25 protein-coding genes and 1 pseudogene are annotated in these 20261 nt (G+C 71.0%); 1 reads left to right on the top strand and 25 read right to left on the bottom strand.

The genetic code is table 11. The features are described 5' to 3' along the window. Positions 1-45: 45 nt before the first annotated feature. The 4 genes from L6E17_RS16480 to L6E17_RS16465 all read right to left on the bottom strand — a co-directional run bounded on the left by L6E17_RS16480 (position 46) and on the right by L6E17_RS16465 (position 2505). Positions 46-468: a hypothetical protein gene (locus L6E17_RS16480; RefSeq protein WP_236241516.1), complete on the bottom strand. Its 423-nt coding sequence runs from the start codon at positions 466-468 to the stop codon at positions 46-48. A 974-nt stretch (positions 469-1442) separates the two neighbouring features. Continuing rightward, a complete protein-coding gene (locus L6E17_RS16475; protein WP_236241515.1) occupies positions 1443-1694 on the bottom strand; it encodes an esterase in 252 nt (83 codons plus the stop codon). A gap of 167 nt (positions 1695-1861) precedes the next feature. Next, on the bottom strand, positions 1862-2086 hold the full coding sequence (locus L6E17_RS16470) for a hypothetical protein (protein WP_236241514.1): 225 nt from the start codon (positions 2084-2086) through the stop codon (positions 1862-1864). Positions 2087-2127: 41 nt separating this feature from the next. Then, the gene (locus tag L6E17_RS16465; protein WP_236241513.1) at positions 2128-2505 is read right to left on the bottom strand and encodes a DUF317 domain-containing protein; all 378 of its coding nucleotides are present in this window, start codon (positions 2503-2505) and stop codon (positions 2128-2130) included. A gap of 208 nt (positions 2506-2713) precedes the next feature. Here L6E17_RS16465 and L6E17_RS16460 point away from each other — a divergent pair, with 208 nt between their 5' ends. Continuing rightward, on the top strand, positions 2714-2896 hold the full coding sequence (locus L6E17_RS16460) for a hypothetical protein (RefSeq protein ID WP_236241512.1): 183 nt from the start codon (positions 2714-2716) through the stop codon (positions 2894-2896). 123 nt (positions 2897-3019) lie between these two features. On the opposite strand, the gene L6E17_RS16455 is transcribed toward L6E17_RS16460, so the two are convergent. The 21 genes and pseudogenes from L6E17_RS16455 to L6E17_RS16365 all read right to left on the bottom strand — a co-directional run bounded on the left by L6E17_RS16455 (position 3020) and on the right by L6E17_RS16365 (position 20191). Beyond that, the gene (locus L6E17_RS16455) at positions 3020-3892 is read right to left on the bottom strand and encodes a DUF317 domain-containing protein (protein WP_236241511.1); all 873 of its coding nucleotides are present in this window, start codon (positions 3890-3892) and stop codon (positions 3020-3022) included. Then, complete coding sequence (locus tag L6E17_RS16450) at positions 3856-4776, bottom strand: DUF317 domain-containing protein (RefSeq protein ID WP_236241510.1); 921 nt, start codon at positions 4774-4776, stop codon at positions 3856-3858. Before L6E17_RS16450 ends, L6E17_RS16455 begins: the two co-directional genes overlap by 37 nt. Positions 4777-4817: 41 nt before the next feature. Then, positions 4818-5291: a type II toxin-antitoxin system RelE/ParE family toxin gene (locus L6E17_RS16445; RefSeq protein WP_189201002.1), complete on the bottom strand. Its 474-nt coding sequence runs from the start codon at positions 5289-5291 to the stop codon at positions 4818-4820. Beyond that, positions 5288-6097: a hypothetical protein gene (locus tag L6E17_RS16440; protein ID WP_236241509.1), complete on the bottom strand. Its 810-nt coding sequence runs from the start codon at positions 6095-6097 to the stop codon at positions 5288-5290. The genes L6E17_RS16445 and L6E17_RS16440 overlap by 4 nt, the downstream gene beginning before the upstream one ends. Before the next feature lies 1 nt (position 6098). After that, entirely contained in the window at positions 6099-6704 is a 606-nt protein-coding gene (locus L6E17_RS16435) for a DUF4913 domain-containing protein (RefSeq protein WP_236241508.1), read from the bottom strand. Between the two features lie 93 nt (positions 6705-6797). Beyond that, entirely contained in the window at positions 6798-7718 is a 921-nt protein-coding gene (locus L6E17_RS30570; RefSeq protein ID WP_268985302.1) for a DNA cytosine methyltransferase, read from the bottom strand. Next, complete coding sequence (locus tag L6E17_RS30565) at positions 7711-8001, bottom strand: DNA cytosine methyltransferase (protein WP_268985257.1); 291 nt, start codon at positions 7999-8001, stop codon at positions 7711-7713. Before L6E17_RS30565 ends, L6E17_RS30570 begins: the two co-directional genes overlap by 8 nt. After that, positions 7991-8593 (bottom strand): hypothetical protein, encoded by a 603-nt coding sequence (locus L6E17_RS16430; RefSeq protein ID WP_236241748.1) that lies wholly within the window; start codon positions 8591-8593, stop codon positions 7991-7993. Before L6E17_RS16430 ends, L6E17_RS30565 begins: the two co-directional genes overlap by 11 nt. A gap of 469 nt (positions 8594-9062) precedes the next feature. Next, positions 9063-9737, bottom strand: a pseudogene (locus L6E17_RS16425) (DnaB-like helicase N-terminal domain-containing protein); the annotation flags it as partial. Between the two features lie 26 nt (positions 9738-9763). Next, entirely contained in the window at positions 9764-10000 is a 237-nt protein-coding gene (locus L6E17_RS16420; RefSeq protein ID WP_179886750.1) for a hypothetical protein, read from the bottom strand. 100 nt (positions 10001-10100) lie between these two features. Then, on the bottom strand, positions 10101-11894 hold the full coding sequence (locus L6E17_RS16415; RefSeq protein WP_236241507.1) for a type IV secretory system conjugative DNA transfer family protein: 1794 nt from the start codon (positions 11892-11894) through the stop codon (positions 10101-10103). A gap of 76 nt (positions 11895-11970) precedes the next feature. After that, positions 11971-12408 carry a hypothetical protein gene (locus L6E17_RS16410; RefSeq protein ID WP_236241506.1) on the bottom strand — a complete coding sequence of 146 codons (438 nt, stop codon included), beginning with the start codon at positions 12406-12408 and terminating at the stop codon, positions 11971-11973. A gap of 29 nt (positions 12409-12437) precedes the next feature. After that, positions 12438-12992, bottom strand: a complete 555-nt coding sequence (locus tag L6E17_RS16405) for a hypothetical protein (RefSeq protein WP_236241505.1) — start codon at positions 12990-12992, stop codon at positions 12438-12440. Positions 12993-13162: 170 nt separating this feature from the next. Continuing rightward, positions 13163-13660, bottom strand: a complete 498-nt coding sequence (locus L6E17_RS16400; RefSeq protein WP_236241504.1) for a hypothetical protein — start codon at positions 13658-13660, stop codon at positions 13163-13165. 34 nt (positions 13661-13694) lie between these two features. Further along, positions 13695-14468, bottom strand: coding sequence for a hypothetical protein (locus L6E17_RS16395; RefSeq protein ID WP_236241503.1), 774 nt, complete (start codon positions 14466-14468; stop codon positions 13695-13697). 27 nt (positions 14469-14495) lie between these two features. Further along, a complete protein-coding gene (locus L6E17_RS16390) occupies positions 14496-14957 on the bottom strand; it encodes a hypothetical protein (protein WP_236241502.1) in 462 nt (153 codons plus the stop codon). A gap of 88 nt (positions 14958-15045) precedes the next feature. Beyond that, complete coding sequence (locus L6E17_RS16385; RefSeq protein WP_236241501.1) at positions 15046-16410, bottom strand: hypothetical protein; 1365 nt, start codon at positions 16408-16410, stop codon at positions 15046-15048. After that, complete coding sequence (locus L6E17_RS16380) at positions 16403-16594, bottom strand: hypothetical protein (protein ID WP_236241500.1); 192 nt, start codon at positions 16592-16594, stop codon at positions 16403-16405. Before L6E17_RS16380 ends, L6E17_RS16385 begins: the two co-directional genes overlap by 8 nt. A 103-nt stretch (positions 16595-16697) precedes the next feature. Beyond that, positions 16698-18203 carry an ATP-binding protein gene (locus L6E17_RS16375; protein ID WP_236241499.1) on the bottom strand — a complete coding sequence of 502 codons (1506 nt, stop codon included), beginning with the start codon at positions 18201-18203 and terminating at the stop codon, positions 16698-16700. A gap of 19 nt (positions 18204-18222) precedes the next feature. Beyond that, entirely contained in the window at positions 18223-18678 is a 456-nt protein-coding gene (locus L6E17_RS16370; protein ID WP_236241498.1) for a DUF6238 family protein, read from the bottom strand. Between the two features lie 43 nt (positions 18679-18721). Continuing rightward, the gene (locus tag L6E17_RS16365) at positions 18722-20191 is read right to left on the bottom strand and encodes an SCO6880 family protein (protein ID WP_236241497.1); all 1470 of its coding nucleotides are present in this window, start codon (positions 20189-20191) and stop codon (positions 18722-18724) included. Positions 20192-20261: the final 70 nt, after the last annotated feature.

Below are 20261 nucleotides of genomic sequence, written 5' to 3'. Positions count from 1 at the left end.
GAGCATCCAGGCCATGACATCCATCCCCTCACCCGTCAACCACCGTTACCGGTGGTTGATTCGCGGCTCACCCTCAGACGTCTTGGGGACCGGCGAGGCAGGCGGCGGTGTGGGCACGCTCGGCGACGGCACAGCACCGTGCGGGCCGGGGTGGAGATCCACCCCGGCCCGCACGGTCTGGCGCCAGAGGCGGTCGCGAGACCGCCGGACCTTGGACATGTCCTTGTCGATCCGGTTGATGAACGACCGCCACGCCACGCGGCCCGCCATGTGCAGGACGCAGAGGCCGCCGGCGGCCACTGACGTCCAGAACGCCACCTCCACGGCGGTGTTCTCGGGCTTCACCTCGTGCGCCACGACGGCGAAGACCAGGCCGACGAGGGCGCCCGCGTACCACTTGAGGGCCAGGGTGGAGGTCGGCGGCGGCCCGCTCGGCGGGAGGGACAGCACCGTGTTCTGTTCGATCATGGTTCCTTCTTGAAGATTGAATTTTGTCTGGTGCCGCAGTTCGCCCAGGGCAGGGGGTCTCCGCGATCAAGGCCAGTTCTACGCCACGAATCGAGGGCGGGGCGGCGGATTTTCCGGCGATGAGAGATAGAACACGTTCCGAACACGAGATCTAGCGCCCGCCAGATCGATCTGGTAGGCGCTGATGATCTTGAGTTGTGGTCGGAGTCGAGACGATCCGTTGCCCTGGGCGATCGACTGCCGAACCTGTGACAGACAAAATCCATCTTCAACCGCTCGGCAAAGTGGCATGCCAAGTGGCGTTGATGAGGAGAGTAGAGCAGTTCACTGCAAGCCTGCAACCATCTTGCCTGCAATCAGCCTGCGCATTTGCCCTGACCTGCAGTGATGTCGCGTGGAGGCATCGCGAGGCGCCATGATTTAGGCAGTTGGGGCGCTGGGCGCAAGTGCCCTGAAGATGAGCACTTGAAATGGCGCTTCTCCAGCATGCTGCTGGCGCTCTGACCTGCGGATACTGTGGTGATGCGCGCCTAGGAGCGAGGTTCGCACTGGCGATTGGGCAGAGGTAGCTGCTGCGATCGTCTCCTGGAGCTTCCTGCTTCGATCGCTGATCGTCTGTCGTGCCAGAGCGTCTTCGCTCCGCGCTCGACTGCGTACCGCCGGCCGAGTACGAACGCGTCTACTGGCGGATCCAGGAGCGAGAAGCGAACCCGCAGTTCGCCTGAACCAATCAAGATCGGGCTCTACGAAACTCGGGCAGCTCGTAGCAGCAATGGCAATCAGAGCTGGGACTGGCCACTGATCGAACCTGCCACGTGACGGCGCCGCCACAGGCCGCTCCGTGCTGGTGGGCCGCTGCCCAGCAACAGCTCACCCGATCGTGTGTTCGCGGAAATGGCAAAACTTCTGAGCACACGCCCCGAGGGGCTGCTCCTGTTGGAGCAGCCCCTCGGCATTCGAGATGCGTTGTGGAGTCAGGCGTATACAAGGTGGTTGGCGAGATGCAGGGCGTCGATGGCGACGGACAGCGCGCTGTGAAGGCCGATGGTCTCCAGCAGTGTGGGGTGGACGACTGAGGACCAGTCCCCGTGAAGGTTCGGCCATGTGGCCAGGATGACCTCCGCCGAGGCCAGGCCAAGGCGGGCGGTGACGTCCATCCGGTCGGGAGGGGCGGGTTCCCAGTACAGCAGAACCGAGCCAGGACGAAGGGGCGCGTGGTGTTCCACGGACACCCAGGTCGTGGGGATTGGCTCGGTGACGCACCGGGGTACGGAGCGGATGAGAGCACCACGTACGCCTGAAGGCATGGGACGTTGGGCCAGATCACCGAGGAGCAAGGGCGGGCGAGGAGAGACTCTCATGCCTGCCGCGAGCTGCGGGCGCGACCGGCGGTTCACACGGCGGCCCAGTCGAGCCGAGCGCGAACCTCAGTTGGCAGGACGCCTTCTTGGCCGTTCTCGGCGAGGTAGGCGGCGCCGTTCCGGCCGCTGATCTCAACGATGCGACCGATGCGGTGGGCCTGCGGCCAGTCCGGGTTGATGGCGAAGTACGCGGGGAGATCCGGGTCGACTGCCTGGAGCTGGTGGATCAACTGACGAACGGTGATCTCGTGAGACAAGAGAGACTCCTGAGTTGGTGAGGCCGAGGGGCCGGCTTATGTCAGACGCAGGCGCAGTGGCGGCTGGGGAAGGCGATGAGCGCAGCGAGGAATCCGGCCACGGCCTGGGCCGGAACGTTCGACCCAAAGGTCTGGGTCCACGCCACCTCGCCGTCGGTGTCCTTGACCTGGATGTGCCACAGCTCGCCGTGCGACGCGGCCTCCTTGGTCTCGGGGAGGAAGCCGACGTACACGCGCTGATCGGGGCTGGTGCAGTGGACGTTGGCGTAGGGGTCGGAGATGACCTCCCAGCCCCGCGCTTTGAGGAGCTCGACGACCGGCCCTGCGCAGTGGCAGTCGAGCAGCCACTCGCGGTCGCCGGGCGCGGCGTGAGGAAGGGCCGCGGGGATATGGAACGGGGTGGTCGCGGTGAGCGTCACGAACAACAAACCCTTCGTTGACCTGTGGTTTTTCGAAGCGGTCGTACGTTGACATGGTCGAAGCACAGGTCTCCACTCCTTCGCCCGGATGGGGCGTCTGCCGTGGGCGAACTGGTAGTTGGGGCGCCCGCTGCTGTCTACGTGGGGGAATGAACCGGTCCGCCCCGGGAGCTGTCCCCGGGGCGACCGATGACAGGAGGAGAGTGGTGTGCTGAACGGGGAACTGCGTACCTACGGCGAGACCGTCGACGACGTCGTGGCGGCGTCACTCGGGCGATCTCGCATGGCGGATGGTAGACGCGTCGAGCTGAGCGTCGAGGAGCTTGCGCAGGCGGTGCGCGCCGCCGGTAACGACTTCCTGCGGGAGCGCCGTGGCGCTGGCCCGAGCTAACAGCGGTTCGCGCGATCGGCCGCGTTCGTGCGGCCGGGGGTCACTGCTCGGCCGGCGTCTTGGGTGCGGCATTTGGTCTTGCCTGGCCATCGGTGTCCGCGGTGGTTGAGGGTTCACCGTTCATCAGCGTGCTGCCGCGACCCGCCGATGATGGGTGGCGCGGGCTGGCAGGACGGCACTGGGGCGTCCCGTGAGTGCGGACGCCGCCGACACGCCGCCCACGAGGCGACCTCCGTGAGTGCGAGCGCGAGCGGCGGCGGCACGCCGGACGTCCAGTGGCGTCGGGACCGGAAGTGGCACCGGACGTATTCGGGCGGCGCCGCGGTTTCGCTTTGGGACCTCGGTCTCGTAGCGGAGCACGGCGGCGGGGTCGGCCAGACGGGCGGTGGTCGCCGCGACCAGATCGACGGGGACGCCGGACGTGAACGTGGCGTACCAGCGCGAGCTGAAGCCGTCCTGGCCGCCCCAGAGTAGCCAGCGGTCCTGGTCGCCGCGGAGTTCGGCGTGTCGATCCAGGACCCCGCCCCTGTAGGTGAGGCCGGCGAGTTCGTCGGGCGCGGTGAACAGGGTGGTGAGCTGCCAGCTCCCTCGCTTCCATCCGGCTTCTTCCAGGGGTCGGAAGCCTTCCTCGACCGGTCGACGGGGACCGGTCAAGGCGGCGTCCGGATCCTTGGCGTAGCTGGCGGCGAGGGCGGAGGTGAAGGCGGTCACCAACTCCGTCGGCGTGTTGGAGTCGAAGGTGGTCAGCCAGTCGGGCGGCCCGAACGGGTCGCTGTGGGCGGCGACCTTCCACAAGGTGTTGTCCGTGCCCTCTGGCAGGAATCCGAGCCGGACGTGCTGGTCGGGGGAGGAGACGTAGACGTTCGCCAGCTCGTCGCTGTGCGCCATGAAACCGTGGTCGAGGAGTGGTTGCATCGCCGGGTCGCCGATGGTGGTGGAGCCGGCGAGGTACAGCGGGGTCACGTAGACGTCGCCGTCGAGCGTGTGTGAGGGCATGCGGGATCTCCGGGTGTGAGCGGCGGGCCGTCAGCGCTGACGGCGTGAACGACCGTGCGCGGCAGGTGATGCGGGTGAGGTTGCGGCCTCGGCCCCGGGCGCGGCTGCGTGGACGGCCGACGGGCCAGGGCCGCCTGGGCCCGGGGAACGGCGGCCATCGGCTCGGCGAGGCGCACGTTCACCAGGTCGTGGTGGCGTTCGGGGATGTCGCCGGCGAAGCGCGGAACAGCGTCCGCGCTGGTGAGAGCGGTGGCGGCAGCGGTGCGCAGGTGCTGTGGGGTACTACTGCTGAAGAAGGCCCTCCAGGTCGGCACGTGGACGGGATCGACGCCGCCGGACAGTCGCCACATGGACTTCTCCGGAGTCAGCAGCTCGGTGTACTCGTCGAGCCACCCGCTGCGCGTGCGCAGGGCCGCGCGGCTGTCGGGCGAGACGATCCAGTACGGCCGACTTCCATGAACCGACTCCCAGTTGCTCTGGCGCAGTACGTCCTCCTGGCCGAGGCCGGTGTGGTGCTTGCCGCCGCTGAAGTAGTCGCGGAAGTGGTTGGGCAGGCTCTCAACGAGCGTCTCTGTGAAGGCGACGATGATCTCGCAGGGCGTGTTGCGGTCGAAGGTGGCCATCCAATCCGGAACGCCGAGCGGGTCCTCGGCGTAGGTGAACGTCCAGCCGCCGTAGGCGCTCTCCACGGGGTTGGCGATACGGACTCGCTGACACGGGCTGGTGTAGTACGTGTCCGTCTCGAAGGCGACGGTCTTCGTCCAGCCGGCGGCGTTGTCGAGGACGCTGAAGACTGCCTCCCTCGTCCCGGGACCCGCGAGGTGGACCGGTGCGACGAGGACCTTGGTATCCGGGGCGAGACCGCCGAGGTCGAGAGGCGACATGGGGAGGTACCTCCGGTCGGTGGCGGATGAGGGGCTGGGCGTCATGACCGGCGGCGAGCTCGCGGCTGAGCCGTGGAAGCGGCGGGGGCCGGCGAACCGGCGTGTGCCGGACCTGCGCTCCCGTGCGGGGATCGGGACCGTGCCGCTTGGGCGCGGCGGCCATGGAGTGGCGCGGTCCCGGCGGATGCCTCACGTTCGCGGTCCAGGCGGCGAGCCGCGGTGCGGTAGGCGGCCTGGTCCTGGCGCTCGCCGACCGCGAGGAGGTAGATCTCCCGGCGGTGCTGCGAGGTCGCCGGGGCGTCTCGGTACTGGACGACCATGCGCCAGCGGGTCTCCGGATCGACGTAGATCTTGTGGCAGCCCGCGAGCTCGCGGGTCAGCGCCGCTCCGCGTTCGTTGCCGTGGACCAGGTGCTGCAGCTCCAGCAGGGCCAGGTCGCGGATGCTCTCAGGAACGGAGCGCAGATCGGCCAGGGCTTCGGGGTGCGCCGCGAAGGCGTACCGCGCCCGGCTCACCGCGAACCCCGGTGAGAGCGCGGTACGGAAGGAGACGCGGGGCGAGAAGTCGCGACGGGCGCTGGGGGGACCGCGAGGCCAGCGGTTCCGGCGCGCGATGAGCGGGTGCGGGCAGCCTGGGCCCTGTGGCCGACGGTGCTCTTCGGGGCCGTGGCCAGAGGGAGAGGAGTGCTGCGGTCCATGGCCCAGTCGTCCGCCGCCTCGGCGTTGGCGAAGGCTTCTTCGCGCACCGTGTAGGAGCGGCAGTCCTTGGCTGTCTCTTCGAGGAAGAGCCGGTAAGGGGCGTGCGCCGAGTCCGGGTGGCTGTCGTGGACGAGGGTGCGCACCTCGGCGCCGAAGTCGAACGAGCCCGGGGTCTCGGTGTGGTGGTCGATGACCTCGTACCGGCCATCGGGATTGGTCCGGAGCAGGTCCTCCAGCCGCGAGGTGAGCGCATCGGCGGGGCGCGGCCCGTGGTTGCGGGTCGGAGCGGTGGCCTCCGGCGGGCAGCCCCGGCGGATGAGCCAGTTCTGGGCGAGCGGGACGGTGGGGGCCCGCTCGTACTCGAAGTCGAAGGTGCGCTGCTCCACGTCTCGGGTGAGGTGCAACGCGACGTACTCCGCTGTGCCGGGTACGTCCCAGATGGCCGCCCGGTCGTGGAACACCAGGTAGGTGTCGCGTCCGTCGTCGCTGTGGTGCTCGGCGAGGGGTACGAACATGTCGTCCGAGAGCGTGACCGAGAAGAAGTCCTCCTCGATCCGCTCGGTGGCTGCTACGAATCCGCCGATCCGGTAGTCCGGAGCCTGGGGCTCGTATGTGGCGGTCATGTCAGGCTCCCGCGGGCTCGGGCGAAGCCAGGAGCCGGTGGTTGGGGCGGGTAGGACTGGTGGTGCACGCCCCGAATGGACCGTCGGGAACGCGGAGTTGGAGAAGAGTGGGGTCGAGGTGGTCGCGGTGCCATGTCGAGGGGCCGGTGAGGCCGGCCTCGGTGTCGGTGAGCTGTTGCCAGGCCAGCCACAGGGCATGGAGGCGGGCCACGGCCTCGGGGTGCTCCTGCCACTGCCGGCACCACGGCCGGCCGGTGGTGATCTCCCGCCCGTAGACCGGCAGCAGCAGGTCGTGCACCCAGCTCGTCAGCGCCGCGAGTTCCTCGACGTATGCCTTGCCGTCGAGGGCCAGGATGAAGATGGACGCCGGGCGTTCCTGCGAGTCGCCCGGCTCGGCCGCCGACGTCGCGGCGACCGAGCCCTCGCCATCACCGAGCTCGGCTCCGTCGCCCTCGTCGTTCGAGGGCGGGGCGTCGTCGGTGAGCCGGGCGAGTGTTTCGCCCTGCTGGCGGCTCTCCGTGACCAGCCTCGCGACCGTGGCGACCAGGTCGTCCAGATCGTGGTCCGCCACGCGAATCGGCTCGCTCTCCTGAGCGGGTTCGGCCATCGCTACCCCTCCGCAAGATCGGTGGTTGGGGTGGCGAGGATCCGAAGAAAACCGGGTTTGGTCAGGCCGGGAATCCGGTGTAGAGAGCGCCGTTCACCGCGAGCCGTGATGGCCGCAGACCGCGACGGGAGGCGCGAGGATCTCCAGCGCGCGAGCGGCCTGCTGCGGCACGACTCCGTTGCCCAGAGCGGATAGTTGGGCTGGGCGTCCCAGTCCCGGAGTGGCCGTCACCCAGCCGGGTTCAAGCCCTTGCATCCACTCGACGAACAGCGGGCTGAGGCGCCCCGCCTCATCCGTGGGTCGGGGTGCCGGGCGCGTTGCCCTCTCCCATCGGGCGATGGCGGCGGCGTACGGTCCCCACGCCCTTCGTCCGTCGGCGTCTGAGCCGTGAACATGGGGAGCACTACCGCTGAGAGCGGGGGCCGGAAGCCCGCGCCCGGTCGACGTCCCGGAGTGCCGGTGTCGCTTGCCCGTGGGGTCGGCAGCAGTCGGGCAGCCGCCGAGGACAGTGTCAGGTCCCCGTTCCCGTGACGCTGGTTGGGCGATCCCTTGGCTCCGTCCGACGCCTTCGGCGTCGGCAGCAGCCACTCGACCTCGTCCGCCAGATTCGGACCGTGCCCGCCCTGCTTCCTCTTCGCCGGGTGCTGACTCCCTCCGTTCGTCGCCAGGTTGCTCGTCGGCGTCTTCAGCAACGGCGGCCCGCCAGGAGGGCCAGGCGGCGAGGAAGATGCGCTCACGGCGGTGCGGGGCTCCGACTTCAGAGGCGCGAAGCACGCACCAGCGCGCATCGAACCCGAGGTCGGCCAGGGAGCCGAGTACGGCACCGAGTGCGCGCACAGCAGGCTGGCCTGTGGTGTCTCCCAGACACCACAGGCAGGGTTCCACGTCGCCAGGGGAACCGGCGGGGGAGGTGAGGAGTCCTCGGACATTCTCGATGACCACCAGGCACGGGTTGAGGGCTTCGATGGCACGGACGATGTGCAACCACAGACCGGACCGGGTGCCATCAGCCAGTCCGGCGCGACGGCCGGCGACCGAGACGTCTTTGACAGGGGAACCCGGCCGTCAGGACGCACACCTCCGGGACATCGGCCCAGTTCACGGCCGTGAGGTCGCCGAGATTGGGCACGGCCGGCCAGTGTCGGGACAGGATCCGGGCGGGACCTGGATCGACCTCGGCATGCCAGGCGATCGTTCCGCCGAGGACGGCCTGGACGCCGAGATCCAGACCGCCGTACCCGGAGCACAGGCTCCCGATCGACGGCGGGTGCGCCGCTGCCTGGAGATCAGCGCGCATGGCGGGACACCGGCATGTAGGCGAGACGGGTCGGCTCGGCCGCGGGCCGCGTGGCCGGGACGCGATAGATCGAGTTCGCAGGACGGGCCGAGCGGCTGAGCGCGGCGAGGACACGAGGCGGGGTGCCGTCGATCCGGTCGGCCGCGTGCCGCAGGGCGACGACCGTTTCTTGCAGGGAGTCCACGGTGAGGTCCAGCCGGTCCTGCGCGACACCGAACGCGGCCTGGCGGGCATCGCGAAGGTCCGCTGATGGTGGGGCTTCCGCGTACCTGCGCAGGAATCCGAGCTGCTCGAAGGCTTCGGTGTAGTTGTTCACTGCGCGTCCCGCCGGGGTGGATGCGCTGGTGTACGCGGCGATGACCGGGCCGAAGTCGAGCCCCGGGTCGTTGTCGGTGGCGCGGAAGAGGACCTCGTCCGACAGGTCCTTGACCAGTCCCGTCAGCGCGGTGAGGTGGTGGGACGCGGTGACGAGGTCGGGCAGGGAGTTCGTTGTGTACGACCCGACAATCTCGTGGCGGGCCGGCTCGAACTCCCGGGCCACTGCGTATAGTTCGTCCTTCTCCAGGCCGGCGCGGCCGGTGTGGTCGGTCATGACGGACTCCGAAGGTTGTGGCGGGAGGGAAGCGCGGCGCAGGAGGCCGCGACCGGCGCCGCGGGGGCCGCCGCATCCGCGAGGCGGCTGCGAGCACGGGCGGCGTCGATACGGGCGGCAGGAGGCGGCGCACCGGGACGGCTTGCCGCCGCCGCTGCTCGGGTTCGGCTTCGCGCGCGAGGCGCAGTCGGCGGCGCACGTCGTCCAGCGGGCCGAGCGCGTGCAGGGCGTAGCCGATGAGCTGCCCGGGCGCGAGCGCGTCGCGGTCGGCCAGGGCGCCGACCTGCCGGGCCGCGAGGGCGGCCGTGCGGACGAGGGAGGCGTGGACGACCTGCTCGCCGAAGTGCTCGGCGGCCCCGCCCACGAGTGGATCGCAGATCCGCATCACACGCTCGGTGTGGAGCGTCCCGTCTGCGAGGGTGCCGCGACGCTGGGTCTCCCACAGCACGGTCAGCTGGTCGATGGGTTCGCCGCGATGATGCAGGGCCCCCAGCGCGTGGTAGATCTGCTGATGGCCCGGGTCGGCGAAGTCGCCGGGGCGGAGCCACCGCACCAGGCCGAGCAGCTGCTCGGGGCGGGCGGCGAGGCAGCCGAGGAGGAACTCCTCGTCGGCGAGGACCCGCTCGCCCACCGGCTGCGGGCGCTCGGCCTGGGGTGCGTACGGGGTGGGCGGCTGCACGGGACGTGCCTCGGTGCCCCAGCCGCGCGCCAGGTCGGCGAGTACGTCGGTCAGGACCTGGGCGTGGTGCAGCGTCTCCTCCACCGTGCCGGCCCGGCCATCGGCGAGCGCGGCCTGATGGAGGTGTGCGGCGTGCTGGGCCACGCTGCGGTGGATGGCCCCCTCCAGGACCATCCGCCCGTACACCGGGGCGTGGTCGGGGCGCGGGCACGCCGACGCGAGGGAGTGCAGATACGAGGTGGTGAGCCCGCGGGTCCGTGTGCTCGCCTCCCGCAGCGTGTCTGTCACCCAGGCCAGCGGGACGGGGAAGCCGGCCGTCGTGGCTGCTGCCGGGTGCCCGTCGGCCTTGAGCTGGAGCATCGCGGCGTAGATCGCCGTGTGCGCGGGGCGGGAGAAGTGCTCCGGGCGCAGCCAGGGCGAGAGCCTGTCGAGGTGGCCGGGCTCCAGGAAGATCGCGCCCAGCACGGCCTGCTCGGCGTGGACGAGCGGGGTCACGGCCGTGCCTTGCGCGGGGGCTTGCCCTGGGCTCGGATCTCGGCGACTGCACGGTCGGCCGCGGCTAGGTCGGCGGCGAAGCGGTCCAGTTCACCGGTGAACGCGGGGTCCGAGGCGAGCAGGGAGCCGGACGGGGACACGAGCCACCAGTCGGCGCCGCGCCGTACGACGGGTGTGCCGGCGAGGCGCTCGGACCGGCGGATCGAAGCCCAGGACGGGGCGGGGTGGGACATGGGAGTACCTCAAGGAGATGGGGGCGAAGGCCCAGGGACGCGACGGTTGGGGGCGTGCACCGTTTGCGTCTCGCCAGCCGGGCACCTGGCAGCACCGGGGTCACGCGGCCGGACCGAAGTCGTCTCGGCGCAGGTTCTTGGCCAGCGCGCGCTCGGTGATCGCCGCGGTCGCCGAGGCGGACGCGGCGCCGAGCCGGTCGGCGTCCGGCTCCCGGTACCAGGGCTTGAGGTCGAGGAGCGCGGGGCGGATGCCCGTGGCCAGCAGCAGCGCGGAACCCTTGCGCAGGGCGCGGATCGCGTCCGCCGGGAGCACGCGCTCCTGGCGCATGGAGACCGATGTGGACTTGCCCGACTCGCTGGTGGACACCGAGACCGTACGGACGTCGTGGTCGCCCACCAGGCGGCTGAGTTTGTCCGCGAAGTCGGCGTCGTCGATGCCCGAGCCGACGAGCTTGATCGTTGCGGCGGACCACAGGGCGTCCATCCCTGCCTCGCCCCAGACCCGGACGCCCTGGCGGTAGGACTGCAGGATCGTGATCGGGATGACGCCGCGTGAGCCGAGGTGCGAGTACAGGTCCGGCAGGTCGGCGATCTTGCACACGTTGGCGGCCTCGTCGAGGATCGCGAGCAGCGGGGCGTCGAGCCGCCCGCCGTCGCGCTCGGCCTGGATGACGGCCGCGCGCATCACCGCGTCGGCAGAGGCGGCGATGATCGCCGAGGCGGAGCCGCCGCCGTCCTTGGACAGCAGGAACAGGGTGTCCTTGCTGGTGGCGAACTCCTCCGGCTTGAACTCGCGGATCTTGCCGAGGCCGCTGGGCGGCGTGACCCAGGCAGCGATGGCGGGGTCGAGCAGGCAGCTCGCGTACTGCCGCGCCGTTTCGAAGATGCCGTCGCGGGTCTCGACGGCGCCGGCCACGGTGCCCTGGAGCTGGGCGGCGACCGCGTCGAGTCCGGCGTCTTGGAGAAGGTCGATGGGGGAGCGGTCGGCCGGCGAGGCGAGCCAGGCCAGGACGTCGGTGATCGGCCGCCGGTCGCGGGCGGCGGCGAGGAACAGCGCGGTGAGCGTGTTCGCGGCGGCGGTGGACCAGAAGTCGCCCGCGTTCGACTCGTCCACGGAGGCGGTCACGAAGTGCCCGGCCAGACGGCGGGCTCCGGCGAGATCTCGGGCGTCGGCGAGGATGTCCCACCACATCGTCTGGGGCGCGTGGGCGATCTGCTGCGGATCGAGCGTCCACACCGTGCCGGCTTCGGCGCGGGCCGCGAGCGTGGCGGTGTAGGCGTCGCGGGCCGCCTTGTTGGAGGTCAGCAGCACCGGTCCGGGCGCGCGCAGGATCGCCGGGATCGCCAGGCCGGAGGTCTTTCCGGACCGGGGTGCCATGATCGCCAGGATCACGTCTTCCCACGAGGAGCGGACCTCGCGCGCGCCGGGCGTGAGCGTGCCGAGCAGGACGCCGCGGTCGTCGGGGACGACGTCCTTGGGCTTGGTGCCCTTGAGGCTTGGACGGAGGTCGATCGCCTTGGCCGCGATCTTCTTGGGCATCAGGTCGGCCAGGTCACGCTGGTCGGCCAGCCCCTTGGGGTTGCCGCGCAGCCGCAGCCACACCTTCGCGCCGAGCAGCGCGGCGGCCAGGAGTACGAGTGCGGGCAGGACGTAGCAGGCGCCGACGAGGACCGGCTGTGGAAGGTGCGGCCAGACCTCTTGGGGGTGGAGCAACGCGTCGGTCGGCTCGTACGGAGCCCAGGGGCCGGAGCTGGTGAGGGTGTTGGCGCTGTTGCCGAACAACCAGGCCAGCGTCCCGGCCCCCATGCCGAGGCCGGCGACGGACAGCATCAGGTACAGCAGGAAGTCGGTGCCGGTGGTGGTCGAGGGTGTGCTGGTGCGTGCAGGAGACAAAACGCGGTCCCGTTACGTGGTGCGAGAGGGGCGATGGGCTGGGGCCGGCGGGTTCTTCTGGTGATCACGGGGGCTCCTAGCGGCTGCGGTGGGTGGAGATGGAGGAAGCCGCGGGCGCGGCCGAGGCCGTGGCGTCCGGGCGCGCCGGTGGCGCGCCCGGGCCGACGGTCGGAGAGGCCGACGTGGCCGCCCCACTGATCCGCTGCCGCCGGACCTCGTCCCGTACGGCGGTGACGGCTTCCACGGAGACCAGGTCCTCCGCGACGTTCGCGTCGAAGCCCCGGGCACGCAGGAGGCACGCGGCACGCGTGGCCCGCTGCGCTTGTTCTTCCTCGGACAGCCCGTCGGGTAGCTGGTGCCAGACGTAGTGCGGCGGGACGGTCTTCTTCACGAAGCCGCACGCGACCAGCACCTCGTGGGCGCGCGGGTCGCTGCAGTCGGCGATCACCTCGTTGCTGAACGGCTTGCGGTAAATCTCGACGTCGGTTCCGTACTCTTCGTGCAGGAAGGACACGCAACGGCCTTTCTGATGAGGCGGATTGGTCAGCGCGTTCGGTTCGGCCTGGACGCGGGCGGTGGAGTGGCCGCAGGTGCCTCGGGCGTGATGGCGGACGTTCCCGCGCGCTGGGTGGCCGGGGCGGTCGCGTAGTAGTTGGCGACTCGCGCCTGCCAGTTCGGCTTCGCCGGCCGATTGAGTGCCCGCAGTTGGTCGGCGGCGTCGTGCAGGTCTTCGCCGAGGTCGGTGAGCGTCGCTGCGGCTTCAGCGAAGTCGTAGGACAGATCCCAACCGGCCTCGGTTTCGGATGCCTTGGCCTGTTCGGCGGCGGCTTCGAAGAACTCGCTGAGGCGGACGAGCACACCATCGTGGGGGTCCAGGACGTGCTCGGTGAGGCCGGCTGCAGTCTCGTACGTCTCGGCGCCGTTGAGTTCGTCGGTCAGCCGCAGGACCTGGTGGCCGTGGACGTGTTTGCCCTGGGGGTCGGAGGGCGTGGTGAGGGGGCCCACGTGCAGATCGGGGCCGAGGTCGACGCGGTAGCCGACGGCGGTGAGCATGCGGGCCGCGTGGCTGGCCATCTGGTTCTCGCGGGCTTCGCCCATGTCCCAGGGCAGGCGGTACCAGAAGGACCGGGGTTGTCGTCTCGATGACGAAGCCCGCGCGCTTGAGGAGTGTGGTGGCGAGTTCGTCTCCGCCTTCGGCGGTGACATTGCCGGTCGGATGGCGTGTGATGACGACGTCGGGCGGGGTGGGCATCGTGGGGGTGGTCCGTTCAGAAGTGGGGGTTCTCGGTCAGCCGGTCGTTCGTGGAGGCGGCTTCCAGCAGCTCGGGCAAGTCCGCGGGGTCGGCATCGCGCTGGTCGAGCCACCAGCCGGCGCGGGTCAGCAGCCGTACGGCGTCCTCGATGGCCTCCCACTCCGCCTCGCTCGTGGTTCCTTCGACGACGAGCGCGGTGTACGCGGAGGAGACCAGCTGGTGGCGACAGCGGGTCGCCCAGGCGACCGCGCGGTCGGTGCCGTCCAGCGGGGGCATGCGGTACTGCTCGGACCACGCCTCGGCCTCGGCCTGCTCGATCACCCGCTGCTTCGCGAGCCACTCAGCCGTGGCCTCGGGGTCCTCCGCGCGAGAGGCCCGCCAGCAGTCGGCGCAGGCCCGGCCGGCGAGCCAGCGGGCGTATCCGGCACGCCGGTCGGCCGGACGGTCGGACAGATCGGCCTCGGCGGTGTGACCGCAGGCGTGGTCGATGGTCCAGAACTTCTTCACGGCCATGAGCCGTACTCCTTGAACGTCGAGAAAGGGAGGATCAGCGCGTACGACTCGAGGCGGTCGGCGTGGCCTGGAGGCGCGGCACCGGCTCGTCCTGCGGCTTCGGTGCGTTGGCCAGGCGGTTGGGGGACGACGCCATGGCGGCGCGCGCTCGCGCGGTGTGCGTGAGCCGGAGCCACTCCTGCCGCTCGGGCAGCGGCACCTCGGCCAGGGGCGGGGCGTTCTCGGGGGTCACGTCGGGCATGACGGCCAGTTCGAGCTGGGCGCCGACGAGCTGGTCGCCGAGGAAGGCGACGTGATGGGCGATGTTGCGCAGATGAAGGCCCAGCTCGTGACCATTCGGAGTGTCGAGCCGCTCACACCAGGCGGCGGCCGTGTCGATGAACTCCTCCAGGTCGAGCACGACGCCGTGGTGTTCGTCGAGGATCTCGCCCAGGACCTCGGAGACGTCCGCCGCGCGACGCAGCTCGTGCAGTTCGCCGGTCAGCGCGGTCAGGGACTGGCCGGGCCGTGTCGCCCGTGCCGGGACACCGTCCGGAGTCGGGACCGGCGGCGGGATCATGATCCTGGGATCGGCTGCGACGGACAGACCGACGTCCTGGAATTCGCGGGTCGCCCTGGCCACGGTCCGTACCGCCGTGTTGTGGGGAGTGTTGTCCGCCAGCAGGTAGACGTCGAGGTACTCGCTGTAGCGGAAGTGGTGCTTGCGCAGGACCTCGTCGAGGAACGGTCGGGCGTCCGCGACGGCGGCGGCCACCCCGTAGTCGGGGTGCATTCCGAACGCGACGTCCGGTTCGAGTTGCAGAGTCATCGCGCGGGCTCCTTTGGTGGGTGCGGTCTAGCGGGTGCGGACCGGCTGCGGGGTGGAGGCGGCAGGGCGGTACTCGACGGCGACGCCGGATTGCCGCGCCGGCATCGCGGTCGCGCGGGCCGGAGAGATGGCGGTGGCGGCCTCGGACCTGCGCCGCTGGGCCGAGGGCGTCACCGTTGAGGCGGAAGGTTTCTCCAGCCGCTCCAGGAGGCCCTGGCCCGTGCCGAGCCGGGTATAGGGCTGGAGGTCGTATGCGACATCGGCGTTGACCCTGTACCGCGCGGCCCGCAGGGACTGGACCGCCTGTGCCCCGCGCCGTACTGGGTCACGCTGCGGATCGGTCAGCCCGTACAGAGTGCTGCCGGGCAGCCGCTCGAAACCGACGAGCCGCAGGATGTGCTCGGCGACGTGGTTGTCGTGCGACGTCGCCGCTACGACGCCGTACTGGTCGTGATGGCCGACAGTGATGTGCGGACGTGTTTCCGCCACGAAGATGCACCTCGCAGAGGTCGGGGCCGTGCGGAGGACGAGAATGCGGCCGGAAGGCGGATTTGGTGTGGCCGTGGATTCGCGCTAGTCAGCGGGAGCGCGGCGGCCTGCTGGAGTTGAAGAAGCGGATGGCCGGCGGACCGGCGTTCTTCTCGATCGCCGCGGTGATCTGGCGAGCGGCGTGTGGTGACCAGGAAAGGGCAGCCTCGGCGCGTCTCGACCGGACCTGCTGCGCACGGAGCGGTCGGGTCGGTGGAGTGGGCGGTGCCTTGTCGGCGCGCGCGATGTCGACGAGGACGCCGGCGTTGTCCATCCAGGTCAGGGAGTAGTGCCAGCCCTCGGCGTTGCGCATGGCCACGGCGTCCGCGAACACTGCCTTCGAGCGAGGATGGTCGGGCAGGAGCGCCTCGGCGACCACTTGGAACTCGGCCTGCACTCGGGCGCCGCCGGCCAGTGCCTCGCGCAAGGCGTGGAGCCGGTACGCCCAGCGCCCGGCCGCACGCTCCGCGGGATCAAGGAGAGGAAGTTTTTCCTCGGCGTGCGCGACCAGGGTGGGACCGTGCTCGAGGAAGGGAGCGAACTGCGCCCACATTTCCGCGTCCCGTACCTGTTGGCGCAGGCCGTACCGCTCGTCGAGCGGCCAGTGATCGGCATCGCACAGGCTGTCCGAGACCGCGTCCCATTCGGCCAGAACGCGCTGGCCGGCAGCCACCGACTTGGCGACTTGGCTGAGCCGGGTCTCGCGGACGGCCTCCTGGTACCGGGGCAGCAGGCGGGTTGTCACTCGGGAGGCCGCTCGTACCGGGTCGGTGTTCACGACGATGCCGTTGGGTGTCCTGGTGGTCGTGTCGAACCCGCTGCCTCGTGGTTCGAACGCGGCGACCAGGAACTCGTGTTTGCGCAGGGGGCGGTCGGTGACTAGGAGCTCGATGCCAGAGTCACTGGTGAGTACGGGGCTTCGATGTGGGGTGAATTCGGAAAGGGCCCAGCTCACGTGGCCGTAATCCCATACCCGTTCGCTGAGCGGGAGCTGGCCTTCCTCTGCCGCGTGTTCGTGGACGGCGGCAGTCCAGGAGCCGGGGAGTCGGCCCGACAGTTCCTCGGCGAACTCCGCGAGATCGGCCCGTGAGTCTGGTCGGCGCGGTGACGGGGTCGGAGGGTGCGCGGGCTCTGAACTACGGGGCAGCGCCGGGCTGGTGGGCATGCGGCCGTCGAGCGAGGCGTCGTCGATGGCGACGTAGTGGCTGGCCACAGCGCTGTAGAGCTGCTGAAGCGTCGCCTGGACCTCGTCCGGACGGCTGTCGCCGAGGACATAGGCGAAGTCGGGATGCCCGGTGGAGAATCCGGCATCGAGCAGCATCCGGTTGGCGGAGCCGAAGTCGTCGCGGATGGTGGCGGCGGTGAGGCCGAGCTGCGGGTGCTTGCCCAGCGTGATCCATGCCAGCTCAGCCATGACGGGTCTCGCCCTCGTCGTGCGCGTCAGGGCGCCGGTCGGTCCCTTGCCGCGTCGCGTCCACGGGATCGCACGGGCTGGGGATTACGGAGGCATGGCCGTGTGCGGTGTGGGCGCGGGCGGCGTCGGCGTAGAGCCGGACGAGGCGGCGCAGGCCGCGACGGATCGTGCGCTTCAGGTGCATGGCGGGGCGACTTCCTGTGTGGGGGGCGTGATGTGACGACGGGCGTGGGGGAGCCGGGGCGGCGCGGGCCGGCTCCCCCGGGGCGTGGACGGGAGCGGACGGCTCAGGTATGCATCCGGGCGTCCGTGTCGAACAGCTCGCGCTCGTGCGGGTGGAGCAGATGCTGAGTAATGAACGACCGGCCCGCGACCTTCCACAGGCCGCGCCCCTTGGTGAGGGCGGAGACGGCCTGGGTCTCGACGCCGGTGAGGCCCAGCAGGGCGGCGGCGGAGCCGAGTTGGTCGGCTTCCTGGCGGTAGATGATGCGGGTGGAGCAGTCGGTGAGCAGGCCCTCGGCGAGCGCGCGGCCCCGGGAGCCGGCGTCGCCCGCGGTGAGCAGGTCGCTGAGGCGGTGGATGACCATCATGTTGGCGATGCCGAGACCCCGGCTGAGCTTCCACTGGCTCTGCATGCGCTCCAGCAAGGCGACGTGCCGCATCACGCGCCATGCCTCGTCGTAGATCACCCAGCGCCGTCCACCGGTGGGGTCGGCCAGCGCGGACTCCATCCACGCGGAGGCACAGGTCATCGCGAGGACGAGTGCGGTGTCGTCGCCGGTGCCTCCGAGGCGGGACAGGTCGATCGACAGCATCGGCGCGGCCGGGTCGAAGGCCACGGTGCTCGGCGCGTCGAACATGCCGGCCAGGTCGCCATGCACCAGGCGCCGCAGTGCGTGGGCCAGGTCCTCGGCCGCCCGTCCCAGGCGTCCGGACAGGTCACCGAGCGCGGCGTCGAGCCGCTCGGGTGCGCCAAGCACGTACGCGACATCGCCGAGCAGCGGGGTGGTGCCGACGGCCCCGGCGTGCGCGACTGCCTGGTCGAGTGCCACGTCCAGGGCGGTGTGCTCCATCGGGTGCAGGTCGCGCCGCAGGACCGTCTTCGCGAGCGAGCCGAGGAGAAGCAGGCGCCGCTTGCGGACCTCGCCCGCCCAGTCGTCCTCGCTGACGCCGTACGGCCTGGCAGGGGCGTCCAGCGGATTCAGCCGGCCGGGAAGGCCGGGACCCAGGGCGATGGTCTGCCCGCCCAGCGCCTGGGCGACAACGGTCCACTCGCCCTTGGGGTCGCAGGGCACGTAGATGCGGTAGCCGAAGGCCACGGCGCGTACGGCGAGGGATTTGGCCAGGGCGGACTTGCCCATGCCGATGATCCCGGCGAGCAGGATGTTCGGGTTCGTGAAGCCGTCGAGCCGCCCGTACAGCGCGAACGGGTCGTAGGTGAAGGCGGCCTCCGCGTGCACGTCGCGGCCCACGTAGATGCCCTGGGCGCCCAGGCCGCCCTCGGCGAGGAAGGGGTAGGCGCCGGACGCGGTTGCGGTGGTCATCCGGTGGGCGGGGAGCTTGAGACGGCCGCCGCGGGCGGAGGCGGGACCGGGGCGGCCGACGACCGGGTAGGTGGCGCGCAGCTCGGGATCGATGCCGGTCGTGGTGCGGCGGGTCTCGGGCCGGGCGGCGTGGCGGGCCTTGTCGCGGGCAGCGGCGAACTGGTCGCGGGCGGCGCGGGCCGTGCGGCGGTCGGTCTTGCGGGGGACGAACAGCGGACTGGCGCTGGCGCGGGTGGTTCGGGTGGGCATGGCGGTGGTGCTCCGGTGGTCAGTGGCGGATCAGGCCGGTGAAGGGGTCGCGCAGGTCGGCCGGGGTGTGGTCGCGGCGGACGCGGGCGGCGGTGGCCAGGTGGCGCTGGCACACAGTGAGGTCGGGTGCGCCCTCGGGAAGGCGGGCCCGGCACGCCTCCCGCGTGGGGAGGCGGCCGGTGACTCGCTGCGGGGCCGCGTGATAGGCGGCGTGGAGGTGCTCGGCTGCCTGCCACAGCCGGACACGGCAGGCCCTCAGGTGATCGCCCTCGACGCCGGCCACCGGGGCGGTCCGCGCGGTGTGCGCATCCAGCAGCCCGTACAGGGCGACCAGGTGGGCGTGCAGGGAGTCCAGTTCGGTGCGGCTGGCGGCGACCGGGGCGACGGGCATGTTGATGGCCCGGTGGAAGTCGAGCGCGGCGGTGGCGAACGGGACGAAGTCCGAAGCCAGTTCGGGCAGGGGCTCGGTCGGCATGGGGTGCCCTTCGGTAGAGCGCGGTCGGTGGTGCTGGGCCGCGCTACGGGCGAGCGAGCGGCAGAGCGGCGTTGGTGAAGGCTTCGGCCTGCTGCCAGGTCAGCAGGCGCAGGTCGATGAGGGCGGCGACGGCCGCGGTCTCGACGGCGGCGCAGGCGGCGTTGAGCTCCTCGCGGGTGTCCGCGCTCACGGTGAGCAGGCCGGTGAGGGCGACGTCGGCGTGTCCGGCGATGAGCTGGCGCTCGCGCTGCTTGATGTCGGCGTACTCGACCGAGTCCTCCTCGGAGTCGACCTGGCCCTTGCGGGCCCGCTCGGCGGCGTCCGCGATCACGGTGGCCTTCTTGCGCTGTACGTCCTTCAGGGCGGCGTCCAGCCCCTTGGGCTCGTAGGTCAGCGAGAGGGTGCGGCGCACGCCGGTGGTGAACAGGAGCTGGTGGAGGAAGCCGGGGCTGGTCTCGATGCGCGGCCAGTTCTCGATCCAGAATGTGGCGTGGTGGGCCGAGTCGGTCTGGATACGGTCGGCCTTCTCGACGAGGACGACCGGTCCGGCGGCAGCGGGGTCGGCCTGCGGACGGCCCGAGTCGGACCACCGGTCGAGGCCAGCCGACGCCTTGGGGTCGTACGCGGTACGGATCACGGCGGCGATCTCGCGCGCGGGCAGCCAGCCATTCGGTGTGAGCCCGGAGGTACGGGCGGACTGGTCGAAGGTGGAGGCGAGCTGGGCCAGTACGGCGAAGGCTCCGGTGAGTCCGCCGCCGGCCTGGTTGATCAGGCGGCGGGCGGCCTTGAGGTCGAGGGCGAGGGCGACGTACGCCTCGTGCGGGGCGGCGGCGGGGCCTGCGGCGGCCAGCAGGTCGCCGTAGATCGGACCGGCGAGCGGGGTCTGGGCGTTGCCGTGCTCCTGCCAGTAGCGGTTGAGCGCATCGCCGGAGTCGGGGACCGTGCGCTCCAGCACCTGGACGCGGGCGATGTGCCCGCTGCGCGAGAGCGCGGCCAGCGTGCGGCCCCAGCCGGAGACGTTGCCCGCCTGCGCGGCCGGGTCGAGCAGGGCGAAGGCGCGGGAGGAGACCTTCACCACGGCCGTGAGGGTGCCGTGGTGCGGATCGTGCACCGCGCCGAGGCGGCCGTCCGATGAGGACACCACCCGCAGGGACGCGGCGGTGCCGGGCAGGTGGAGCAGACCCTCTCGCCGTGGCCGGGTGGAGGGCCGGGCGAGCCAGACCAGCTGCCCCCGGAAGCGGCGCAGCGCGTATCGGATCGCGATCGGCGCCCAGTCGGCTAGCGCCCGTCCGCGGTGGCGGATGAAGACCGCCGCGAGGACGACGGCCCACAGCGGTACGAGCTTGAGCGCCCCGGTCACACCGGAGGTGAGCAGCACCCCGAGCAGGAGCAGACCGCAGACCGCGACGACGATCAGCTGAGGGGCCGACAGGCCGAGCAGCACGCCACGGCGCGAGCGGTGAGGGAACTTGACGGTAGCCGGACCGTCAGGGTGAGAAGCATCAGAGAGCATGGCGAAGCCGTCCTTGGAACATGAGGAGAAAGAAGAAGAGGAAGACGGGGCGGGCCGGGCGGGCCTCGGC

The organism is Streptomyces sp. CC228A, assembly GCF_021390935.1.
In the GTDB taxonomy this organism is placed as follows: domain Bacteria; phylum Actinomycetota; class Actinomycetes; order Streptomycetales; family Streptomycetaceae; genus Streptomyces.
Note: the sequence above shows the minus strand (reverse complement) of the source record. Positions and strands in the feature narration are given on the sequence as shown.